Annotated in this window: 15 protein-coding genes; 7 read left to right on the top strand and 8 right to left on the bottom strand. The window is 56.9% G+C overall.

Annotated elements, in window-relative coordinates; genetic code table 11:
- Window positions 1-125 precede the first annotated feature (125 nt).
- The 5 genes from F1C16_RS03550 to F1C16_RS03530 all read left to right on the top strand — a co-directional run bounded on the left by F1C16_RS03550 (window position 126) and on the right by F1C16_RS03530 (window position 5,433).
- Entirely contained in the window at window positions 126-1,688 is a 1,563-nt protein-coding gene (locus F1C16_RS03550) for a RagB/SusD family nutrient uptake outer membrane protein (protein WP_185282995.1), read from the top strand.
- A gap of 127 nt (window positions 1,689-1,815) precedes the next feature.
- Complete coding sequence (locus tag F1C16_RS03545) at window positions 1,816-2,637, top strand: hypothetical protein (RefSeq protein ID WP_185282994.1); 822 nt, start codon at window positions 1,816-1,818, stop codon at window positions 2,635-2,637.
- A gap of 44 nt (window positions 2,638-2,681) precedes the next feature.
- Entirely contained in the window at window positions 2,682-3,908 is a 1,227-nt protein-coding gene (locus tag F1C16_RS03540) for an alkaline phosphatase (protein ID WP_185282993.1), read from the top strand.
- A 221-nt stretch (window positions 3,909-4,129) separates the two neighbouring features.
- Window positions 4,130-5,092, top strand: a complete 963-nt coding sequence (locus F1C16_RS03535) for a phosphatidylinositol-specific phospholipase C (RefSeq protein WP_185282992.1) — start codon at window positions 4,130-4,132, stop codon at window positions 5,090-5,092.
- 119 nt (window positions 5,093-5,211) lie between these two features.
- Window positions 5,212-5,433, top strand: a complete 222-nt coding sequence (locus F1C16_RS03530) for a hypothetical protein (RefSeq protein ID WP_185282991.1) — start codon at window positions 5,212-5,214, stop codon at window positions 5,431-5,433.
- A 24-nt stretch (window positions 5,434-5,457) separates the two neighbouring features.
- Here the strand turns inward: F1C16_RS03530 and F1C16_RS03525 are convergent, their stop codons facing one another.
- Window positions 5,458-6,786: a trypsin-like peptidase domain-containing protein gene (locus F1C16_RS03525; RefSeq protein ID WP_219733392.1), complete on the bottom strand. Its 1,329-nt coding sequence runs from the start codon at window positions 6,784-6,786 to the stop codon at window positions 5,458-5,460.
- 855 nt (window positions 6,787-7,641) lie between these two features.
- Between F1C16_RS03525 and F1C16_RS03520 the strand changes: the two genes are divergently transcribed.
- Complete coding sequence (locus F1C16_RS03520; protein WP_185282989.1) at window positions 7,642-9,036, top strand: undecaprenyl-phosphate glucose phosphotransferase; 1,395 nt, start codon at window positions 7,642-7,644, stop codon at window positions 9,034-9,036.
- A 24-nt stretch (window positions 9,037-9,060) separates the two neighbouring features.
- Window positions 9,061-9,807, top strand: coding sequence for a WecB/TagA/CpsF family glycosyltransferase (locus F1C16_RS03515; protein WP_185282988.1), 747 nt, complete (start codon window positions 9,061-9,063; stop codon window positions 9,805-9,807).
- A gap of 83 nt (window positions 9,808-9,890) precedes the next feature.
- Here F1C16_RS03515 and F1C16_RS03510 read toward each other — a convergent pair whose 3' ends face one another.
- From F1C16_RS03510 to F1C16_RS03480, 7 genes are all read right to left on the bottom strand, one after another.
- Window positions 9,891-13,028 (bottom strand): Ig-like domain-containing protein, encoded by a 3,138-nt coding sequence (locus tag F1C16_RS03510; RefSeq protein WP_185282987.1) that lies wholly within the window; start codon window positions 13,026-13,028, stop codon window positions 9,891-9,893.
- Between the two features lie 869 nt (window positions 13,029-13,897).
- Window positions 13,898-15,121: a hypothetical protein gene (locus F1C16_RS03505; RefSeq protein WP_185282986.1), complete on the bottom strand. Its 1,224-nt coding sequence runs from the start codon at window positions 15,119-15,121 to the stop codon at window positions 13,898-13,900.
- 62 nt (window positions 15,122-15,183) lie between these two features.
- Window positions 15,184-16,023, bottom strand: coding sequence for a glycosyltransferase family 2 protein (locus tag F1C16_RS03500; RefSeq protein WP_185282985.1), 840 nt, complete (start codon window positions 16,021-16,023; stop codon window positions 15,184-15,186).
- Between the two features lie 62 nt (window positions 16,024-16,085).
- Complete coding sequence (locus tag F1C16_RS03495) at window positions 16,086-17,339, bottom strand: glycosyltransferase family 4 protein (RefSeq protein ID WP_185282984.1); 1,254 nt, start codon at window positions 17,337-17,339, stop codon at window positions 16,086-16,088.
- Window positions 17,336-18,373 (bottom strand): nucleotide-diphospho-sugar transferase, encoded by a 1,038-nt coding sequence (locus tag F1C16_RS03490; protein ID WP_185282983.1) that lies wholly within the window; start codon window positions 18,371-18,373, stop codon window positions 17,336-17,338. The genes F1C16_RS03495 and F1C16_RS03490 overlap by 4 nt, the downstream gene beginning before the upstream one ends.
- 53 nt (window positions 18,374-18,426) lie before the next feature.
- Window positions 18,427-19,635: a glycosyltransferase family 4 protein gene (locus F1C16_RS03485; protein WP_185282982.1), complete on the bottom strand. Its 1,209-nt coding sequence runs from the start codon at window positions 19,633-19,635 to the stop codon at window positions 18,427-18,429.
- A 31-nt stretch (window positions 19,636-19,666) separates the two neighbouring features.
- On the bottom strand, window positions 19,667-20,959 hold the full coding sequence (locus F1C16_RS03480; protein WP_185282981.1) for an O-antigen ligase: 1,293 nt from the start codon (window positions 20,957-20,959) through the stop codon (window positions 19,667-19,669).
- Between the last annotated feature and the right edge of the window lie 13 nt (window positions 20,960-20,972).

Raw genomic sequence — 20,972 nt, 5'->3', positions numbered from 1 at the left:
GCTGCTAGCTCTTGTTCAACGAAAAGCTAACCGCTAGCAGCCATCAGCTAATAGCTCCGGTAAAGGCTCCCCCTCTCCCGGAGGGGAGGGGGCCGGGGGGTGGGGTCCACACCAGCACAACTCTCATGAAACGCACATACGCTACCCTCCTCTTCACCTCGCTCCTCCTCGGTGTCGCTACCAGCTGCCAGGACGAGTTCACCGACCTCACGCCCCAGGGCACTATTACGGACGCCAACTTCTGGAAAACCGACGCCGATGCTGTGGCCGCTTCCAACGCGCTGTACACCTACATGCGCGACGACGACATGTTTGGGCGCGGGTTTTTCTGGCTGATTAATGCCTCCGATGACATGGTGACCGGCCGCGTGCGGGCCACCGCTGCCAACGTGCGCAACTTCACGGCCACCGGCAACGAGGGCGACACCAACAAGATGTACGGCTACTCCTACCGGGTTATCCGCCGCTGCAACGAGATTCTGAAGAACGTGCCCGGTATGAGCATCAGTGAGAGTCTGAAAAACCGGGTGCTGGGCGAAGCCTATTTTATGCGGGCCTTCACCTACTTCCACATTGCTACCCGCTACGGCGACCAGCGCGCCGGCGTGCCCATCGTGACGGTAGACAACATGGACCAAAACGAGTTTCCGCGCCCCGCCAGCGTGGTAGAAAACTACCAGTTGATGGAGCAGGACTTCAAGAAAGCCGCTGAGCTGCTGCCGCTGGTCACCGCGTATTCCGGCGCCGATTTGGGTAGGGCGCATAAGGACGCAGCCATGGCTTATCTCACCAAAACCTACGCTTTCTGGGCGCAGTACGACAAGAGCAAGTGGGCCGAAGCCGAGAAGGCTGCCGATGCCGTGGCCAATTCCGGCTCGGGTAGGGCACTGCTGAACACCGGCCAGCCGCAGCAGGACTTCCACAGCGTGTTCACCATCCCGAACAACTGGTCCTCGGAGTACATTTGGTCGGTGGTGTCGGGCAAGCAAGATGGCAGCATTTTGCCGGGCGTGCTGCTCGAAAACAAGGGCTGGGGCCAGTACAACGGCTGGGGCTACTTCCAGCCTACCCTGGAGTTGTACCAGGAGTTTGAGGCCAACGACCCGCGCCTGAAAGCCACTATTCTCACCTTCGGCGACGAGTTTACGTACCTGGGCGCCACCAAGCGCTACTCGTCTACCAACTCGCTCACGGGCTTTCAGTTCAGCAAGTACATGCAGCCCTACGAAACGCCCGTGGCTGCCCACCTGAACGCCAACGGCGACAAGCCCACCACCGACCTGAACGTGCCGCTGATGCGCTACGCCGAGGTGCTGCTGCTGAAAGCCGAAGCCCAAATCATGCAGGGCAAAAGCGGCGACGCGGCCCTAAACGCCGTGCGTAGCCGTGCTGGCCTGGCCCCCAAAACCGGCGCTACCCTCGCCGACCTCAAGCACGAGCGGCGCGTGGAGCTGGCCGGCGAGTTTGCCGACCGACACGCCGACCTCGTGCGCTGGGGCGACGCTCAGGCCGCCTACGCCAAGCCCCAGCATGGCCGCCAGTACGCCGACCAATCTAATCCTGCTTCCACTTATAAGGTAGTAGAAGTGTGGCCCGCCCGCACTTTCAACCCCGCCATCCACCACGTGTGGCCCATCCCCCCTACTGACCTTGCCAACTCAAAGATTGCGCAGAATCAGGGGTGGTAGATGCCCAAACGTTGTAGACTCGATTGATGTAGAGATGCATACTTGCGTCTCGTCGTTGAACGTCACCGCTCAGATCGTTCAACGGCGAGACGCAAGTATGCATCTCTACATCGTTCTTATGCAGTACATGATAAAAACCATTGCCTCCGCCAGCCTAAGCCTGCTGTTCGTCACCGCCGTCCACGCCCAAACGCCGCGCTTTCAACCCGCGCCACCACTGGAGCAGGGCCATTCCCACAACGACTACTGGCGCCCGCACCCGCTATTTGATGCGTTGCAGCTTGGTTTTAAGAGCGTGGAAGCCGATGTATTCTTGATTGACAGCACCTTGCAGGTAGGCCACGAACGCGCCGCCCTACACCCCAGCCGAACCCTGCAAAGCCTCTACCTCGACCCGCTGCGCCAACTCAACGGTCAGTTCTACACGAAGCCCGCCGAGCTGTGGCTGTATGTCGATTTCAAGAACGACGGTCCTGCTACCTACGCCCGGCTGCATCAGATCCTCAGCCGCTACCGCAACATGCTGTCTACCCCGCAGCAGCCGCGGCCCAGTGGAGTGCGTGTGATTCTCACCGGCGGCTACCCTCGTCAGCAAATCCTGGCTGACCCCAACCGACTGGTGTTCCTCGATGGGCAACTGACTGATTTGCAGCCGGAGTTAGCGGCCAATATTCCCGCCGTGAATGGCAACTGGAAGAAGACTTTTCAGTGGGACGGGGTAGGGCCAATGCCCGCTGCCGAAGCTGCCCGCCTGCGCCAACTCAACAACCATGCTGTGCGCAGTGGTCAGAAAATACGATTCTGGGACCTGCCTGCCGCCACCGCCGCCCAGCGCCAGGCTGTATGGCGCGAGTTGCTGCGCTACCCCGCCCTACTGGTAGGCGCCGACGAGCTATCGGAGCTAAAGCAAGTTGTTGACAACCAACGCGGCGCGGCTTCGCGCAAGTAGAGCAGCTTTGCTCTGAAATCCTTATCCCTCCTTCCTTATACATCATGCATTCTTTCCGTCACTTCCTGCTATTCAGCAGCCTTGGCCTATGTGCGTGCGGGTCGTCCCAGTCGCCGCCGTCCCGTAGCGCCATGATTGAGGCCATCAAGCACCTACCCGACCAAGCCACGAAGGCCGATGAGCCGCTGTATAAGCGCGAGTATCAGTCGCCTGACGCCTACCCTGTGCCAGACCTGGTGCCCTATGCTGGTCCGCGCAAGCCCATTAAGAACATCATTCTGATGATTGGCGACGGCATGGGACCGGCGCAGGTTACGGGCGGGTTGCTAGCCAACCACGGCCGCTTATTTATGCAGCAGGCGCAGGCCACGGGCTTTAGCATCACCCAAAACCAATACGGCAAGATTACTGACTCGGCAGCCAGCGCTACAGCTATGGCTACTGGCCACAAAACCTACAACGCTGCCATTGGCGTGGACTCGCTGGGGCACGAGTTTCGCTCTATTATGTGGGATGCGCGGGAGCATGGCAAATCCACCGGCATGGTAGTGGCCTGCGAGCTGACCGACGCTACCCCCGCCTGCTTCGCCGTGACCCATCCCAACCGCAACGACCAAGAAGCCATTGCTGCCAAGTACCTTTCAGCTCCCATCGACTTCATGTACGCCGGCGGCCTGCGCTACTTCACCCAGCGCCAGGACCACGCCGATTTGCTACCGCAGTGGCGCCAAAAAGGCTATCAGGTAGTCACCAAACCTAGCGACATAGCTACCATCACCGGCCCCAAAGCCGTGGCCCTGCTTGCCGAAAATGGCCCACCAGCTGTGGCCGAACGCACCGCCGCCTACATCAACCAAGGCGTGGACAAGGCACTGGAGGTGCTCAGCAAAAACAAAAATGGCTTTTTTCTGATGATTGAAGGCTCGCAGATCGATGACGCCGGTCACTTCAACAACGCCACCCAAAACGTGCAGGAAGTACTGGACTTCGACCAGCAGGTAGGCAAGGCATTCCGGTTTGCGGCCGCCAACGGCGAAACCCTCGTCATTGTGACGGCCGACCACGAAACCGGCGGCTATAGCATTGTGGGCGGCAGTTCAGCGAGCGGCAAGATAGCGGCCAATTTTGCTACCAATAAGCACTCCGCCGTGATGGTGCCCGTGTTTGCTTATGGAGTAGGCAGCGAGTTATTCACGGGTATGTATGAGAACACCGAAATCTATTATCGAATTAAAAAAGCACTAGGCTGGAATACGGTTGAAAATAATTGATTTCGAACTTATTCAAAAAATCTATTTAGATATAGTTAAAACACCATCTGAGCTTGTCGAAGCATGGCGCTTTAACTATATCTAAATAGATTTTTATTTATCAAATTATGATGATTCTCAAGAATGTTTATTGTTTAAATAATATAAAATACAATAGAGTAAGGATAGTAAAATAGATATTTGCTCAAGCTCTATTCTATTCACCTTTCAAGCGCTTGAGTATGAAACGTTCCTTACCCTTCCTTTCCGCCATTGCCGCCACGCTATCGTTGGCTTCTTGCGACAAGCAGGAAATTATGGCCCCTGCTGCCGGGCCCGGCGCCACTGCTACTACCCAGTCAGCCGTGGCCTACTCCCTGAATAACTGGATGGGAGCCGTTGACGCTAACCTGTCTCTGTCGCAATTGAGCATTCCTGGCACCCACGACTCGGGGGCACGGTTTGAGCCGATTTCTGGTACGGCTAAATGCCAGACCTTGACCATCGGGGAGCAGCTCACGGCTGGGGTACGCTTCCTCGACATCCGCTGCCGCCACATCGACAACAGCTTTGCCATTCATCACGGTGCTGTGTACCAAAACCTGAACTTCGATGATGTGCGTGCGGCCTGCCTGGCCTTTTTACAGGCCAACCCTACGGAGTGTATCATCATGTCAATCAAGGAGGAACACACACCCAGCAACAATACCCGCACCTTCGAGCAGACGCTGAACACCTACCTGCAACAGAACCCCGACAAGTGGTACCTGAGCGCTACCGTGCCCACGCTAGGACAAGTGCGCGGTAAGATTGTGCTGCTTCGTCGCTTCTCTGCTACTACTACCCCGAAGGGCATCGACGCTACCGCCTGGGCTGATAATACCACCTTCAGCATCAATACGGCGCAGGCGCAGCTGAGGGTACAAGACCAGTATAAAGTGCCCGACAACGCCGCCAAGTGGACGGCTATGACGACCCTGCTTAACGAGGCCAAGGCCGCGGCGCCTGGCCGCCTCTACCTCAACTATGCCAGCGGCTACAAGCCCGGCTTGTTTGGCATTCCCAACATCAACACGGTGGCCAACGATATCAACCCGCGCGTTTCCACCTTTTTCAGTGCACAAACTACCGGGCACTTCGGCATTATCCCAATGGATTTCGCAGAGGCCAGCCGAAATAATTTAATTGTTAAGACCAATTTCTAACAGAATTTTAAAAGCACGTTACGTGTATTAGAATATATACACGTAACGTGCTTTATTATTTCATTATCACAAAGTCAATTAATTACTAATAAATAATCAATTGTAAAAGAAAAAAAGCCATGCAAAATATTTTGTTTCCTTCCTGCCCGCTCACGACAACAGATAAGCCCGCGCCGCTTTCTGCGCCGCCGCAGCCTACTACCATACGTCGCCTCCTGAGCATTTCTATGGCACTACAGCTAAGTGGAGCGCCTGCCCCTACCGCCGCCACCCGAATTTTGCTGGCCCGCTACGTGGCCGGCCACCTCTCCCTCACCGACATCTTGCCTGAGCTCTGGTAGAGTGGTCCGGCCACGCCTGTTAGCCTATGTACCGAGTGAGAAGTCGAATACCACCCGGGAGCCATCGGGCGCAATGGCCAGCACCTGAATGATGCCGTTTTGGGCGGAGAGCAAGGCCCGATCTATATCCTGGGGGCTGTCAACGGTTTTGCCATTGATGAAGGCAATGATGGTACCGCTGGGAATCCCTACCTGGTCGAAGAAACCGCCCCGCCGGACTTCCTTTACCAACACACCTGCCTGTAGGTTCAGTTGCTGCTTTATAGCATCGGGCACGGGGGCGAAACTGGCCCCGAGCTTGTTGTAGATTTTTTCCAGATCGGCGTTGCCCCTGGCCGTAGCGGTGGCTTCTTCGCCTTTGAGCGTGGCCGAGGTAGTGCGGCGCTGCTTGTCGCGCAGATACGTGAGCTTCACCACATCGCCGGGCCGGTGCCGGGCAATCCTTTCCGAAAACTCAGCCGACGAATTCAGCTGCACACCGTCGATGCTCTGGATAACGTCGCCTTCCTGCAAGCCGGCCGCAGCCGCCGCGCTGTTGTCGAGCACTCCTGTTATATAGACACCCTTCACCACGCCCGGTTGAAGCCCCTGCTGGAGCAAATACTGCGCTTCGACGGCCGGCGCCGGGAACGACACGCCCAATAAGCCCCGCTTCACGGTACCGTACTTGCGCAAATCACCCAGAATTTTGCGGGCCAGGTTCACGGGGATGGCAAACGCGTAGCCGGCGTAGCTGCCGGTTTGCGAGGCAATAGCCGAGTTGATGCCAATCAGCTCGCCATCGGTATTTACCAGCGCACCGCCACTGTTTCCAGGGTTAATGGCCGCATCGGTCTGAATAAACGACTCGATGCCGGTGTTGCCGGAGGGTGCCGCGTAGCCGTTCTGGCTGGGCCGATTGATGATGCCGATGCTGCGGGCCTTGGCACTCACAATGCCAGCCGTAACCGTGGTGTTCAAGGAAAACGGATATCCTACGGCCACTACCCACTCCCCTACCTGCACGTTGTCGGAGTTGCCTAACCGGATGCTTGGCAGGCTATCGGCCTCTATTTTGAGTAGGGCCAGGTCGGTGTTCGGGTCGCGGCCAATTAGCTTGGCCGGGAACTGCCGGTTGTCGGGCAACACTACTTCAATCTGCGAGGCGTTTTCTACCACGTGATTATTGGTGGCAATGTAGCCGTTGCCGGTAATCAACACCCCCGAGCCGGACGCCATAGCTGGCCCACGCCCCGAGGGTGCACCGTAGCCCTGTCCAACCCCGGTGGAATAGCTACCGGAACCTTCGTAAGTAGTTTTGATGTGGACTACCGCCGGCGTGGCGGCCTTGGAAGCCTTTACGAAGTTACCCATGCCGCCGGAGGTTGCACTGGCAGGGGTGTCGTCTGACGTGGGAGTGGTTCTTACGGTATCGTCTGCAAAAAACGCGGTGGTGTTGCGCTCGTTGGTATCCCTGCTCTCCTCCTGGTCTTGTCTGTTGGTGCAGCTTACAGCTGCTAATTGCGCCAGGTAGAGGCTACTAAGAAGTAAAATAGTCGCTGATTTTCTCATGAAATTGGTGCTGTGTATAGCCCTGAAACCTCCTGTCTGACTCGAGTGCCAAGCAAGAGTTACCCATACCTGCGATAGAGGCTAACCATCTGAACGCAATTTCTTCTATATAGGGTGCGTCTGTTAGATAAGGTAGGGAAGCACTATTCAGCATAGGTAAACAGCTTACAATTATCTTTTTCAACTATAAAGTACAGTCTACCAACATAACAGAGCCAGAAGAAACGGGTTCGGGAGATACGTACTATAACTCCCTGTGTATAAGCATACAAACCTTTATACAAGAAGTCACTATTCTAAGGAGGCATCTACTTAATAAAGCGTAAATAGACGAATAATGAATATTATTATAATACAATTACAACTTGATTTATAGATAGTTAGAAGCACTTAAATGTTATCCTTATATAAAGTAGTCTATTTTTTCTCTAGTTCCTGCAACCTATTAGAACTAATCAAGTATATGGACACAGATGTTGAATCAATATGATTTATCACAGATACTATTCTAAAGTCAAATATAATAGTCATATTTTTTAACAAATAAACTATATTTGCCTCAGTATTAGTGATTCATCATTAACAGTACTACTTCCGACCTTTCCTTAGTCCATACCACCCAGGATTGCTTCAGTCGCCAACCTTTCATTTTGATGTATGGAACGTTACACTTACTACAGTAACTCACAAAGGCTCATTTTACCCATCGTTGACAGCCTGATTATTTTCGGGGTTTTTCGCTTGACGGCGCACCAACTGCTAGGCACCTGGCAGTTCGACGGGTACTACTCGCTATTTTTTGCGGTGTTTGCCCTGCTCTGGTGGATTATCTCGGGTCAGTACGCTAATATCTACCGCGTCGACCGGCTGATTTCTTACCCGGAGAAGCTGCGCAACCTGCTACTGGCCTTCATGATTCATGCCGCCGTGCTGATGTCCGGCGCTCTGGTTTTGAAGGTATACTGGCTGCCCATGTCCTACCTGATGGCCATGTATGGCGCTATGATGGTGGGTATTGTAGCAGGTCGTTTCCTGCTAGCCTTCTTGCGCCGCACCTACCAACAGCATTTTGCTCGCCCGCACAGCCGCTTCGTTATTGCGGGCACTAGCAGCAGCGCCCGGCAGCTTCAAGAGTTCTTGACCGTGCACGACCCAGTAGGCAACCAGTTCATGGGCTTCTTCACCGACGATACTGTGCCCCAGGGTATGGAGCACATGATGCGCGGCGGCGTTGATAACCTGAAGGACTTCTGCAAGCAGAATCAGATTGACGAAATCTACTTTGCTATGCCACTGGACCAGCACGACCTGATCCAGGACCTCTCGGGCTTTGCCGACGACCACTTCATTTCTTTCCGCATTATTCCTGACTTCCAGGGCACCATGCGGCAGGACATCAACGTGTACTACTACAACCACCTGCCTATTCTGACCGTGCGTCAGCATCCTCTAGGCTTCCGGCCCAACCAGTTGATGAAGCGTGCCTTTGATATTGCCTTCTCGGGTGCGGTTATCTTGCTTGCTTTCCCGATCATCATGCCTATCCTGGCGCTGATCATTAAGCTGGATTCGAAAGGCCCTGTGTTTTTCAAGCAGATGCGTCCCGGCAAGCGGAACCAGCTATTCCCATGCTACAAGCTGCGCACCATGCGCACGGATATGGTAGTGGAGCTACAGGCAACGAAAGGTGATGCTCGTATCACCCGTGTAGGTCAGTTCTTGCGCAAGACCAGTCTCGACGAGCTGCCACAGTTCTTCAACGTACTGCTGGGCCACATGTCGGTGGTAGGACCACGCCCTAACATGGTGTCGCAGCTGGAAGAATACTCCAAGCAGATTCGCACGTATCCGATGCGCCACACCGTAACGCCGGGTATCACGGGCTACGCTCAGGTAAACGGTTACCGCGGCGAGACCCGCGCCGATGGCGCCATGGAGAAGCGCGTGGAGTACGACCTGAAATACGTAGAGAACTGGTCGTTCCTACTCGATCTGAAAATCATTGGTAAGACGGTTTGGAACATGGTACACGGCGAAGAAAACGCCTACTAGATTTCCTGCGCCTCCTGCTTTCGTATGTTACCCAAACGTCTTGTTTTAAATTCCGGCATCTCTACGGGCACTTTCCCAGAGTTTGTCGACACCATTCTGCAATTGGGCGCGGCCCGCACCTCGGCCTACGTATGTTGCGCTAATGTGCATATGCTGGTAGAAGCCCACCGCGACGCTGAGTTTCGCCAGGTACTAGCCGATGCCGATGTAGTAACGCCCGATGGCAGCCCCGTAGCCGGGGCCGTAGGGTGGTTCCACGGCAAGCGCCAGGAGCGCGTGGCTGGTATGGACCTCACTCCTGCCCTACTAGCCGAAGCTGAACGTCGTGGGCAATCGGTGTACTTCTATGGTACTACGGATGCCGTCCTAGCTAAAATCAGGGAGCGGATTGAGCGTGAGCTGCCTAATCTGCGCATTGCGGGTATGGTGTCTCCTCCCTTCCGCAAGCTGACGCCAGAAGAAGAAGAAGCGCACGTAGCTGCCATCAACGAAGCTGACCCCGACCTGCTCTTTGTAGCCTTAGGTTGCCCGCGCCAGGAAAAATGGATGGCCGCCCATCGGGGCCGTATCAAAGCCTGCATGCTGGGGGTAGGACAAGCCTTCCTGACCTACGCTGGCCTGGAGCAACGCCTACCTGCCTGGGCACGGCGCTTGTGGCTGGAATGGGCCTACCGCCTGTGGCTGGAGCCGCGCCGCCTGTGGCGCCGCTACTTGGTTACCAACTCACACTTCATCTACCTGATAGCCCGCAAGGCACTAGCCCGTAGCTAGATAATAGGTATTCTACCTCTCTGAGTAGACACAAAAAAAGGTCGTCCGTTTGGACGACCTTTTTTTGTGTAGCTATTGGTTGATTAGCGGCTAATCACCAAGCGCTTGGTGTAGTTGTGCCCAGGACCAGCCACACGCAACACATAGTTACCAATTGGCAGGTTTGCCGTAGACAGTGGCAAGTAGTTACTGCCACTCACCACCGACTGCACGTAATGCGCTATTTCCTGACCTTGCAAGTTGAGTATGCTGATAGTGACACTACCTGCTTGCTCGAAGGGAGCAGCAATGGTCGTCTGCACGTTGGCTGGATTCGGGAAGACGCTGAATTCCGTTACGCTTGCGGCAACATTGCTTTCGGCACCCGTAACGGATAGTCCCGAGACGGTGCTGTTGCTGCTGCTTACGGCGCTAAAGCTGTTCTGTACGCGTACTAGCTCCACATCGTCAAAGTAGAGCCACTGCCCGCCGGCACCGGCCTTCGAATATACGCCTACCTCGCACTGCCCGTTTGTAACTTGAATGCCGCTTATTTCTATCTGCGTCCAGTTGTTGTTAGCACCGATATTAGCCGTGCGCGCGGCCCCGCCGTAGTTCCGGGCCTGTAGCTGTACAGTGTTCTGCCCGCCGCTGCACTTGGCCCATACCCGCAAGGTATAGGTACCGTCGGCTAGTCCACTCACCATCTGGTAAGTATACACCTCGTAGGCCTCGGGCCGGTAGTGTGTGGCGTGGTACAGCCCCGAGTGTGCCCCCGGATAGATTTCTGTGTAGTCGGCGTTGTCGCTGCTGCCGTTGCCAGGCGTCGTGCTCCAGCGGCTAGGGGTTTGGGTAGGGAATAAGTTGTCATCGAAGCTTGCGTTCAGGACAGTGTTGCTACCTTCGCTGGTGCCACCACTGGTCTGCGCTACGAATTCCACGTCGTCGAAGTAGATCCACTGCCCACCGCCATCAGCGTTGGAGTAGAAGCCAATCTCGCACTCGCCTTTGCTGACGGTGATGTCCCTTATCTCGACCTGCGTCCAGTTGCCGCTCACTCCGCCGTTGGTGGCCCCAATGCTGACCGTGCGCTGGCTGCCGCCATAGTTCTTCACCAGCATTTGTGCTGCGTTCTGTCCGCCGGCCCCTTTCACCCAGGCGCGCAGTGTGTACTGGCCCGCGGGCAGGTTGCGCAGGGTCTGGTAGGTGTAGACCTCGTAGCTACCCGGCCGGTAGTGCGTGCCGTGGTAGGTGCCCGTGCGGGCCGTGGGGTAGGTCTCGGTGTAGGAGGCGTTTGTGCCCGTGCCGTTCCCGGTCCACGTCTGCCAACCCGTAGGCGACTCCGTGCCCCGGCCATCGGCGTCGAAGCTCGGGTTCACCACGTAGTTGCTACCCGTAGACGGCGCCGGCGCGCTTGGTGTAGGTAGTACCACTGTGCCCACTACCGTAACTGTTACGGCGCTGGAAGTGGTAGTAGCCCCGTCATCGTCCGTTGCTACGGCCGTTAACGACAGCGTACCAATGCCAACTGGCTTCCAGCTAAGCTGATAAGGCGCCGATGTCTTCTCTCCTATCTTAGTGGTGCCACTATAGAATTCTACCTTTCTAATAGAGCCGTCCGAGTCGCCGGTGTTGGCCGTTAGCGTTAGAGAATTGCCGAGCGTCAGGTTGTTGACTGTAGCGCTCAGGCCTACTTTTGGAAATACGTTGGGTACTGCAGGTGTGCCAGATTGTGCCACAAACTCCACGTCGTCGAAGTAGATCCACTGCCCACCGCCACCGGCGTTGGAGTAGAAGCCAATCTCGCACTCGCCTTTGCTGACGGCGATGTCCCTTATCTCGACCTGCGTCCAGTTGCCGCTCACTCCGCCGTTGGTGGCCCCAATGCTGACCGTGCGCTGGCTGCCGCCGTAGTTCATCACCCGCATTTGTGCTGCGTTCTGTCCGCCGGCCCCTTTCACCCAGGCGCGCAGTGTGTACTGGCCCGCGGGCAGGTTGCGCAGGGTCTGGTAGGTGTAGACCTCGTAGCTACCCGGCCGGTAGTGCGTGCCGTGGTAGGTGCCCGTGCGGGCCGTGGGGTAGGTCTCGGTGTAGGAGGCGTTTGTGCCCGTGCCGTTCCCGGTCCACGTCTGCCAACCCGTAGGCGACTCCGTGCCCCGGCCATCGGCGTCGAAGCTCGGGTTCACCACGTAGTTGCTACCCGTCGATGGTGCTGGTACACTCGGCGTGGTATCTTCATCCCCATCCTCGGGTCCGACGGTGATGTTGCGTTGCTGTAGCTTTTGCTGCCAGCGCACGTCCTCGCCCCGCTCCGTGTCCACCGTCACCGGGTTGGGCAAGGCCTCCACCGCGCAGCTCGCGCACGCCCCCGGGCTCACGTCCTGCCGGCCGTTCTGCCCCCCCTTGCTCATGTACCCCACCACCGTGCGCTCCACCCGGTTGTTGAAGAACACGTTGCCCGGCAGCTTGTAGTAGTTGAAGATCGAGGTGCCCGCCCACGTGCTCGGCAAACGCGTGCCGTCCGCCAAGAGCCCGCTCGTAACCAGCCGGTTGTCGTGGTAGTAGATGTCGTGGCCCGCGGCAATGTTCATGGCCGCGTTGCACGTGCTCACGAACTGGTTCTCGTACGCCTCCACAAACGCCGTCACCTCCGAGGCGTTGCCGTTGCCGTCCGTGGTCATGCCCGTGCCCGTGTAGCCCGTGCCCGTGGCCGGAAACGGGTAGGCCCCGAACACGAAGTTGTTGTGCACCCGGATCGGGCTGCTGCTCGTGCCCGAGCTGGCGTACAGGTTGATGTTGTCCTCCACCAGGCTCTGGTTGGCCGTGTTGCGCACCTCGTTGTAGCTGATCTCCACCCCGGGCAGGCTGCGCACCGTGTTCAGAATCACAAAGCTGGCGCGCGTGCTGCCTTGGTTGCCGCGCCAGCGCCCGTCGATGTTGCGCGCCTGGTTGTAGCGCACCAGCAAAGGCTGGCCCACCCCGGCCACGCCCCCACTCGTGCTCCAGCGGTCGATGTTCAGGCCGCTGGTCTGCTCGAAGTAGTTGTGCTCGATCCACAGGCGGCGCGCCCGGTAGCTGTTCACGAAGCGGCCCCGCCCCACGCCCGTGCGGCTGGGCTCCAGGCCGTAGCCGCGGCAGTTGCGCACGATCAGGTTCGCGCCCTCGCCCGAGACGATCAAATCGCCCGCCCCGGCCAGTGTGCAGTTCACCAGCTGCACGGGCTCCGTGGTGGCGATGCGCACGCACGGCACCGAGCTGTCCAGGCTCCGATATGACCCACTATATACCCCGCCCTTCGTGATTGTAATAGGACTGCTATAAGTTATATTCGGAGCTTGTGCTTGCACTACCATTGGTAGCAGCATCACATATACGACGATTACAAGTCCCAGCGATAGCAGCTGATTGTACCAGCTCTTAGAGCTTCTTTTTTTGGCAGAGAAAGTAAGTTGCTTTCGCATCTGTCAAGTATAAAGTTCAACAAGCGTAGAATCCCAAATAAATCCTATTATTTAGCTTCTACAATTGTAAAGATAGTGCTGAAGATGATATTTGTATAAATCCTGAACATAGCAATAGATATATGTTGTAGCATTTTTATTGTCTATTCAACTAAGTATTTCACGCATAATAATTCCTTAATCGAAGCGGGTTATATATAAATAAAAGTAAATATTCAAAAGAGCATTTATATATGAAAACGGCCAAATAGGTGATGTTGACGCGGTAAGTCGCATCTTTTTCTCTCTATTGGAACTTAATCCAATTAAGAAAAAACCAGTAAAATCTAAAATTTAATTGTATTATTTCTTGCTGACTCAACAATAAAATTCGGCGCAATTAGCAATATTATTCGTCTAATTCGTCACGACAAATGACCAAATTTTATTACTAACTATTTTACTCGTTAAATCGTAGCAGCCTCTTGTTTCAGTAGTTGATATGCGCAAATACGAATACAACAGTTTGCAGCAAGCACGGTAATTTATTATCCGTTACGATGTTCTCTAAATTGAGCAATGACTGCAATTGTGCCGTTGTCTTCGGATGGTGAAAGACAGTCGATCTATCCTTATTACAGTGTAGCTAGCAAACCTTTACGTCCGTTGCGCTATTCTCTGGGCGATGCAAGTGTATTACTAGGCACCTGTTTCTTGCTTTTTTCGCTTGCCTCGGGTCCGACGGTGATGTTGCGTTGCTGTAGCTTTTGCTGCCAGCGCACGTCCTCGCCCCGCTCCGTGTCCACCGTCACCGGGTTGGGCAAGGCCTCCGCCGCGCAGCTCGCGCACGCCCCCGGGCTCACGTCCTGCCGGCCGTTCTGCCCCCCCTTGCTCATGTACCCCACCACCGTGCGCTCCACCCGGTTGTTGAAGAACACGTTGCCCGGCAGCTTGTAGTAGTTGAAGATCGAGGTGCCCGCCCACGTGCTCGGCAAACGCGTGCCGTCCGCCAAGAGCCCGCTCGTAACCAGCCGGTTGTCGTGGTAGTAGATGTCGTGGCCCGCGGCAATGTTCATGGCCGCGTTGCACGTGCTCACGAACTGGTTCTCGTACGCCTCCACAAACGCCGTCACCTCCGAGGCGTTGCCGTTGCCGTCCGTGGTCATGCCCGTGCCCGTGTAGCCCGTGCCCGTGGCCGGAAACGGGTAGGCCCCGAACACGAAGTTGTTGTGCACCCGGATCGGGCTGCTGCTCGTGCCCGAGCTGGCGTACAGGTTGATGTTGTCCTCCACCAGGCTCTGGTTGGCCGTGTTGCGCACCTCGTTGTAGCTGATCTCCACCCCGGGCAGGCTGCGCACCGTGTTCAGAATCACAAAGCTGGCGCGCGTGCTGCCTTGGTTGCCGCGCCAGCGCCCGTCGATGTTGCGCGCCTGGTTGTAGCGCACCAGCAAAGGCTGGCCCACCCCGGCCACGCCCCCACTCGTGCTCCAGCGGTCGATGTTCAGGCCGCTGGTCTGCTCGAAGTAGTTGTGCTCGATCCACAGGCGGCGCGCCCGGTAGCTGTTCACGAAGCGGCCCCGCCCCACGCCCGTGCGGCTGGGCTCCAGGCCGTAGCCGCGGCAGTTGCGCACGATCAGGTTCGCGCCCTCGCCCGAGACGATCAAATCGCCCGCCCCGGCCAGTGTGCAGTTCACCAGCTGCACGGGCTCCGTGGTGGCGATGCGCACGCACGGCACCGAGCTGTCCAGGCTCCGGTACGACCCACTATATACTCCGCCTTTGGTAATAACCAGTACGTTTTCTTCTTGATCCTTCTGAGCTGAGCTTTGGCCGCACGCTGGCAAGAAGCCGCAGCTTATCAAAAGAACCAAGTAGAACAGGCGCAGGTAGGACATGGACTAGTCGGTCAGAAGACCCAAAAAAAGAAGGGATGGTGGCGCCATCCCTTCGTTGTTGTTTAGTGGAGGAAGTACCCGACCACCCGCCGGGCGTAGCCGTTCAGCAGGAAGTACGGCAAGTAGGGCGCCGGGCAATTCTTCAGGGCAAAGTGGGTGAAGTTCACCATGTTGCCCCCACCCCGAATACCGAACAGATGTTGGTAGTAGCCTTTCAGACTGCGGTGTTTGCGGGTGAGCGTCTGGCCGCTTTCCTCAGGGTAGGTGCGTAGGGTAGCGTTGTAGTTGAGGTAGTTTGGGAAACCGTTGCGGCGGGCTACGCTGGTGTAATCGAAGTCGGCTAGGTAGTGCGGCAGACGCTTTTCGTCGAACAGGCCGATTTTGTCGAACACAGCTTTCGGAATCAGCAGGCCGCGGCCGGGCAGGTAGGTAACTTCGTGCAAGCCGGTCCGCTGCTCGGGGGGTAGGACTTCGAGCAAGTCGCGGCGTGTGTTGCTGCGGAAGTTCAGGGTTTCGCCGCCGTAGATAGGCTCGCCGGTGGCGGCGTCTAGCTCCAGAGCGCCCAGCACCGCCTGCGGATTGCGCTCGGCATCGAGCAGCATTTGCTCTACAAAACGCGGATCGGTCACCACATCGTTATTGAGGGTCATGACGCGGGTAGCACCCAACTCCAACGCCCGCCGAATGCCTAGGTTCACGCCTGCCGTCCAGAACAGGTTACCGTCGCCGGTTACAACTATCACTTCTGGAAACTCATCGGCCAGCATCTGGTCGGTGCCATCCGTCGAGCCATCGTCCACGACAATCGTGCGGAACGACTGGTTGGTTTGTGCCCGCAACGACAGCAGGCATTCGCGGGTAAATTCTTTGCGGTTGAAAACGGGTATGACGACGTAAAGCATTACAAAAGGGGTAGTGAGCTGTAGAGAACTAACTCTGCTTTGTGGGTTTGAGGCGACCTCAATCAGGTGTTTTTCAACACCGCCAATTGAGGTACTGCTTCTTCAATCAACTGCATGATGCGCTGACTACGGGCCGGCCAAATTTGCGTGCGGGCAAAAGCATAACCGGCTTGTCCCATCGCGACGCGGCGCTCCGGGTGGTCGTAGCAGTATTCCACGGCACGGGCCAGAGCTGTTACGGTTTCGTCGGGCGTCGTTACCGGCACCTTGATGGCAGCATCAGTGGGTATAAAATCGCGGGCACCCTGGTGGTTGAGCGTAATAATGGGTAGGCCCGCACCCATAGCTTCCAGGAACTGCGAGGCGAAGGAATCGCGCAGGCTGGCGAACATGAAAACATCGTGCGTCAGGAATACCTCCCGCACTTCGGCCCATGGCAGGCTGCCACGCCAGGTTACACGCTCCGTAAGGCCCCGCTGCCGCAGCATTTCGGATAGCTCTGCTCCTACCGGTCCATCGCCTACGATGGTCAGGTGATACGGCACCCGCGCCGCCACCTTGGCCAGCGCATCGAGCACAAGGGGTAGGGCTTTGCGGTGAATCAAGCGTCCCAGCCACAGCAAACGTAGCTGAGCGGCTGGCTCGCGCACCGGAAATTGGGCGGGCAGAAAGGATTCTGGCAAGCCTGAATCCAGGAACAGTTCTACCCGCCGGGCACCTAGTGCCTGGACTTTCTCGGCGGTTTCATTATTTGTAGTCAGTACCAACGCCGCGTGCCGGATGCTCTGGCGCACGTTTCGGTCGCTGGCCATCAGCACCCGGCTGATGGTATTGCGCATGGTTTCCGATTTAAACCAGTCGGGAATGTAGGACTGGAATGAGCGAGGCGTTTGCTGCCCGCCACCCAATGGCCCGATAACTAAGGGTTTACCTACCCGCCACAGCCACGAAGCCATTTGCAGACTACCGTAAGTAGCGTGGTGTATCAGATCGAACCCAACCGTAGCTTCCAGCTTGCGCGCTGCGCGCCATGCCTGGTACTGCCACACCATGTAGTGTAGGTACACGCCAAACTGCCACCGATAGAGGTAGTCTACCCAGCTCGGCACGGCCACGTACACGAAATGCAATCTGTCCCGATTTTCCGGCGTGGAATGCTTTGCCAAATACGCTTCTATATCGGCCCGTTCGTCGGGGCGGGTGAAGCACCATACCTCATGCCCATGCCGTAGCCACTCCTGCGTCCAGTGGTAGCCAATGCCATTTTCCCCACCCTTCGTGGGGTTGCAGGCATACGCTGAGAGCAGAACGTTCATGATGACAGGGTGTTTGCAGGCACGGCTTCCGGGGTAGGCACCGCTGATTTTGCTTTGGGACTTTGCAAGCCCGAGGCCACGGGCTTCTGCCCGGCGAAAACCCGCCGCACGATGGCCGACAAACGGCTGCGCAAAAACTCGTTGAAGCGTTTCCGGTCGCGGGGCCGGTCCAGGCGCACGTAAGCGGGGTGCTGTAGCGGGAAGCTCAGCTCCTGCGCGGGTAGGGCACCCATCATGTCGCCGTCGTCGTGGGTGTGGGTGGAGTTATTGCCGAAGCCGATATTGCCCACCAGATTCACGGCGGGCACAATGTATAGGCCTGAGTTCATGGCAATGGTATACTCCCACTGGTAGTCCCACACGTCGGGCGGCGAGGGCAGGGCCAGTACGCCGCGCATCTTGCCCAGGCGGTAGCGCTTTTCCAGCGCACTGCTGAATACACCGTCAAAAGCGCCGCTGGCAACGGCCTCTCGGAAGCCCGACAAGTGGTAATCGTACATGTCCCAGGCACGACGCCAAGTGGCCCAGCCCCAACTGTTGCGCTGTTCCGAGAAGTAGTAGGAAGGCGCACCGGGTGCGAGCGGCTGTTGGGCCTCAGAGCCAAAGTTGTTGCCGCCAATGTGCATCACGCGGGTATCGTCGCGGTAGCGAACCAGCAGCTCCTGGCAAAACCGGAAGAAGCTGGGCGAGGGCACGCAGTCGTCTTCCAGAATAATGCCTTCCGTTTCATGGCTGAAAAACCAGGTGATGGCCGTGACAGGCCCTACCCCGCAGTTCAGGTTTTTTTCCTGAAACAGTGTGAACACTTCGCAGGGCCAATCCACTTCCTCCACAATGGCGCGGGTTTCGGCGCAGCGCACGGCGTCGGTGGGGTGGTTGGGGCGTGGGCCGTCGGCGGCCACGTAGAGCCGAGTAGGTCGCGCCTGACGGATGGTATCAAATACGCGCCGGGTGGTATCGGGCCGGCTGAAAATCAGCAGCAGCACCGGTGTATCCAAAGCCGTATCAGCAGACGGAGTAGCAGAGGGGGTCATAGCAGAACAGGTAGCAGTAGCAGTCGCCCCTGGTAGAGCGATGTCGGCAGTATCTAAGCAGTGGCAGCCACAGCGGGTGCGGCAGCGGCCGTCGGCACCGAATCGCGCACGGCTTCGTACATCGCTATGGTGCGCTGGATGATGGTATCAGGATTATGCCGCTCCTGTGCTACGGCCTGGGCCTGAGTGACAATGCGCTGGCGCAGAGCCGGATCGTGGTAGAGGCGCAGGGTCTGGCGGGCCAGGCTGGCGGGCGTCAGGTCGCAGAGCAAGCCGGTTTCGCCTTCGGTAATCAGCGAGGCTACCCCACCCACGTCGGAAGCCACCACAGGCATGCCCATCAATTGGGCTTCACACACGCTATTGGGACTGTTATCGATGTAGGAAGGATGCAGCAGACAGAACGATTCGCGGCACAGACGGGCCAGGCCGGCTCCCGTCTGGAACGGGCGGCATTCCACATGCTCAGGGCCAATGTGCTGCAAGTTATATTGGGTGGCTACCGCAGCCACGTCGGCCGGCTCCAGGCGACCCACAATCACGAGGCGCAACTCGGGGGCTTGCTGGCGGATGAGGTCGAAGCCCATCAGCATTTCCTTGAAGCCTTTGATTTCCTGCTTACCCCCAACAAACAACGCCTGTGGCCGGGCGGGTTGCGGCGGCGCGGGCTTATCGGCCTCCTCAAAAAACTCGGGCCGAATGGTCTCCCAGTTATGGAAGATGCGGGCGCCGGGGCTCAGGCGCTTGGTGTGCGACTTATCCCAATCGGTGCGGCAAGAGAAGTTGTGTACCGTTGGCAGGTAGCGCTTTTCGTAGAAACCTGCCAGCGTCCACAGAAACTTCAGCATCGAAAACTTCTTGGGCACTACCTTCGCGTATTCCGACACAATGCCCTGCACCGACAGCACCATGGGCGCAGGTAGGCCGGCCGTCATGGCGGGCAGTTGCAGCTCCGAGCCGTGCAGGTGCAGCACGTCATACTCCTTATAATGCTGGCGCAGGTACTTCTTCACAATGGCAATGCGCCATTGGTAGAGCGTCAGAATATCGGTGCGCACCTTGGGCACTTTCAGGTAGATGAAATGCATGCCGTCGCGGTCGAATTCATCCACGGGCTTGTCGATGCGGTGCGTCCAGTTCAGAATGGTTAGCTCCACACCGGGCTGCCGACGCAATAGTTCTGCCAGCGTGCCTACCCACGGAACGGGGTGCGCCGCGGGCTCAGAAGGGTGAGGGTAAGGGGCAAGCCAGAGAATCTTCATAGCAAAACGAAATAATAGGCAGACAGCGGGATTAGATAGGTAGCGCCTGGGCGGGTGCCCGGCGTGGCTGCGCCGCAGACCGTGGCTGTATCGCAAGGTCGTCGGGCATGGGCTCGGCTAGAGCGGCTAACATCAGGCCAATTAGGCCATAGTGGTAGGTAGACCAGTCATAGGATGTGCCGAACACCACTAGGCTAATAAAGAAGGCCACCAGCGCGGCCATATCCGCGTCTAAAGCACGGGAGCGAAGCAAACGCCGTGTGATTAGCACAATGGGCACCAACACCACCAGCAGAACACCCACAAGGCCGAAGTAAAAAGCGCGGTCGAGGTAGAAGTTGTGGAAGTGATGACCAGTCCGGTCTTTCCACATGGGCATGTCGCTGCTGGGGTCATAGAATTGCATGGGCACTTCGAAACCTTCGAGGCGCCAGCCGGCTATGGGGCGTTCTTCTACCAACGGTATGTAGGACTCAATCTGCTTGAGGCGCCAACTGCCGGTGCCTTGCTTGTCGGCGTTAGCAATGTCATCGATACTTTGCTCAAAGCGGGTGACTACCTGCGGATTATCTAGCACCAGCATGGTGATACCCAACGACCCCAAAATGAATGGGATGACGAGAAGCATTACCATTTTGACAGGGGAGAACCGCGCTAGCCGTGCACGGCGCAGCAGCCATACATCAATCGGAATGGCGATGAACATGGCAATCCAGACCGAGCGGTGCTGCAAGAAAATCACCAGCGGCATACACACGAACACGACCAACAGCGAAGCAAGCGAGTTGCGCAGCAAATAGTTGTTTAGACTGAGTAGAATTACCAGCACAAATAGGTAGGCCGACGCAGCATTGAAACCCCGCTCATTCTCCACAAAGGCACTCAGACTCAACGACTCCCGGTGAAACAACACAAGATTACCGAGTGAAACCAGCAGGATAACCGTGCTAAGCTGTTGCATAGGTGGCAGGCCGTGACGCCGGTAGAAGCCGTAGATGCCGAAAATCATCAGCAGCACAAACAGCTTGTTGAATACGTGGGCGTACTCCAGCACCGAGCCCCAGCCGGCGTATGACTCCAGCATCATCCCGCCAATCACCAGCAATACGGCTATCAACCACTTGCGCATCAAGGGTTCGAAGTAGCGCCAGTAGAACCAGATGCTGACCAGCGACCCGGCCAACAGAGCGTATACCAGAAACTTCAACTCTCCCGGCTCCTGGTCCACCCGATCAGCTCCGAACGCAAACTCCCAGAAGGCCTTACTGGTAGCCAGTATTGCCAAGATGGGGAGGAGCGCAAGAAAGTTTAGCTTGATTTTCATGGAGTACGGAAGT

The organism is Hymenobacter sp. NBH84 (assembly GCF_014217645.1).
Taxonomy (GTDB): Bacteria; Bacteroidota; Bacteroidia; order Cytophagales; family Hymenobacteraceae; genus Hymenobacter; species Hymenobacter profundi.
This window is presented reverse-complemented; position numbering and strand designations above follow the sequence as displayed.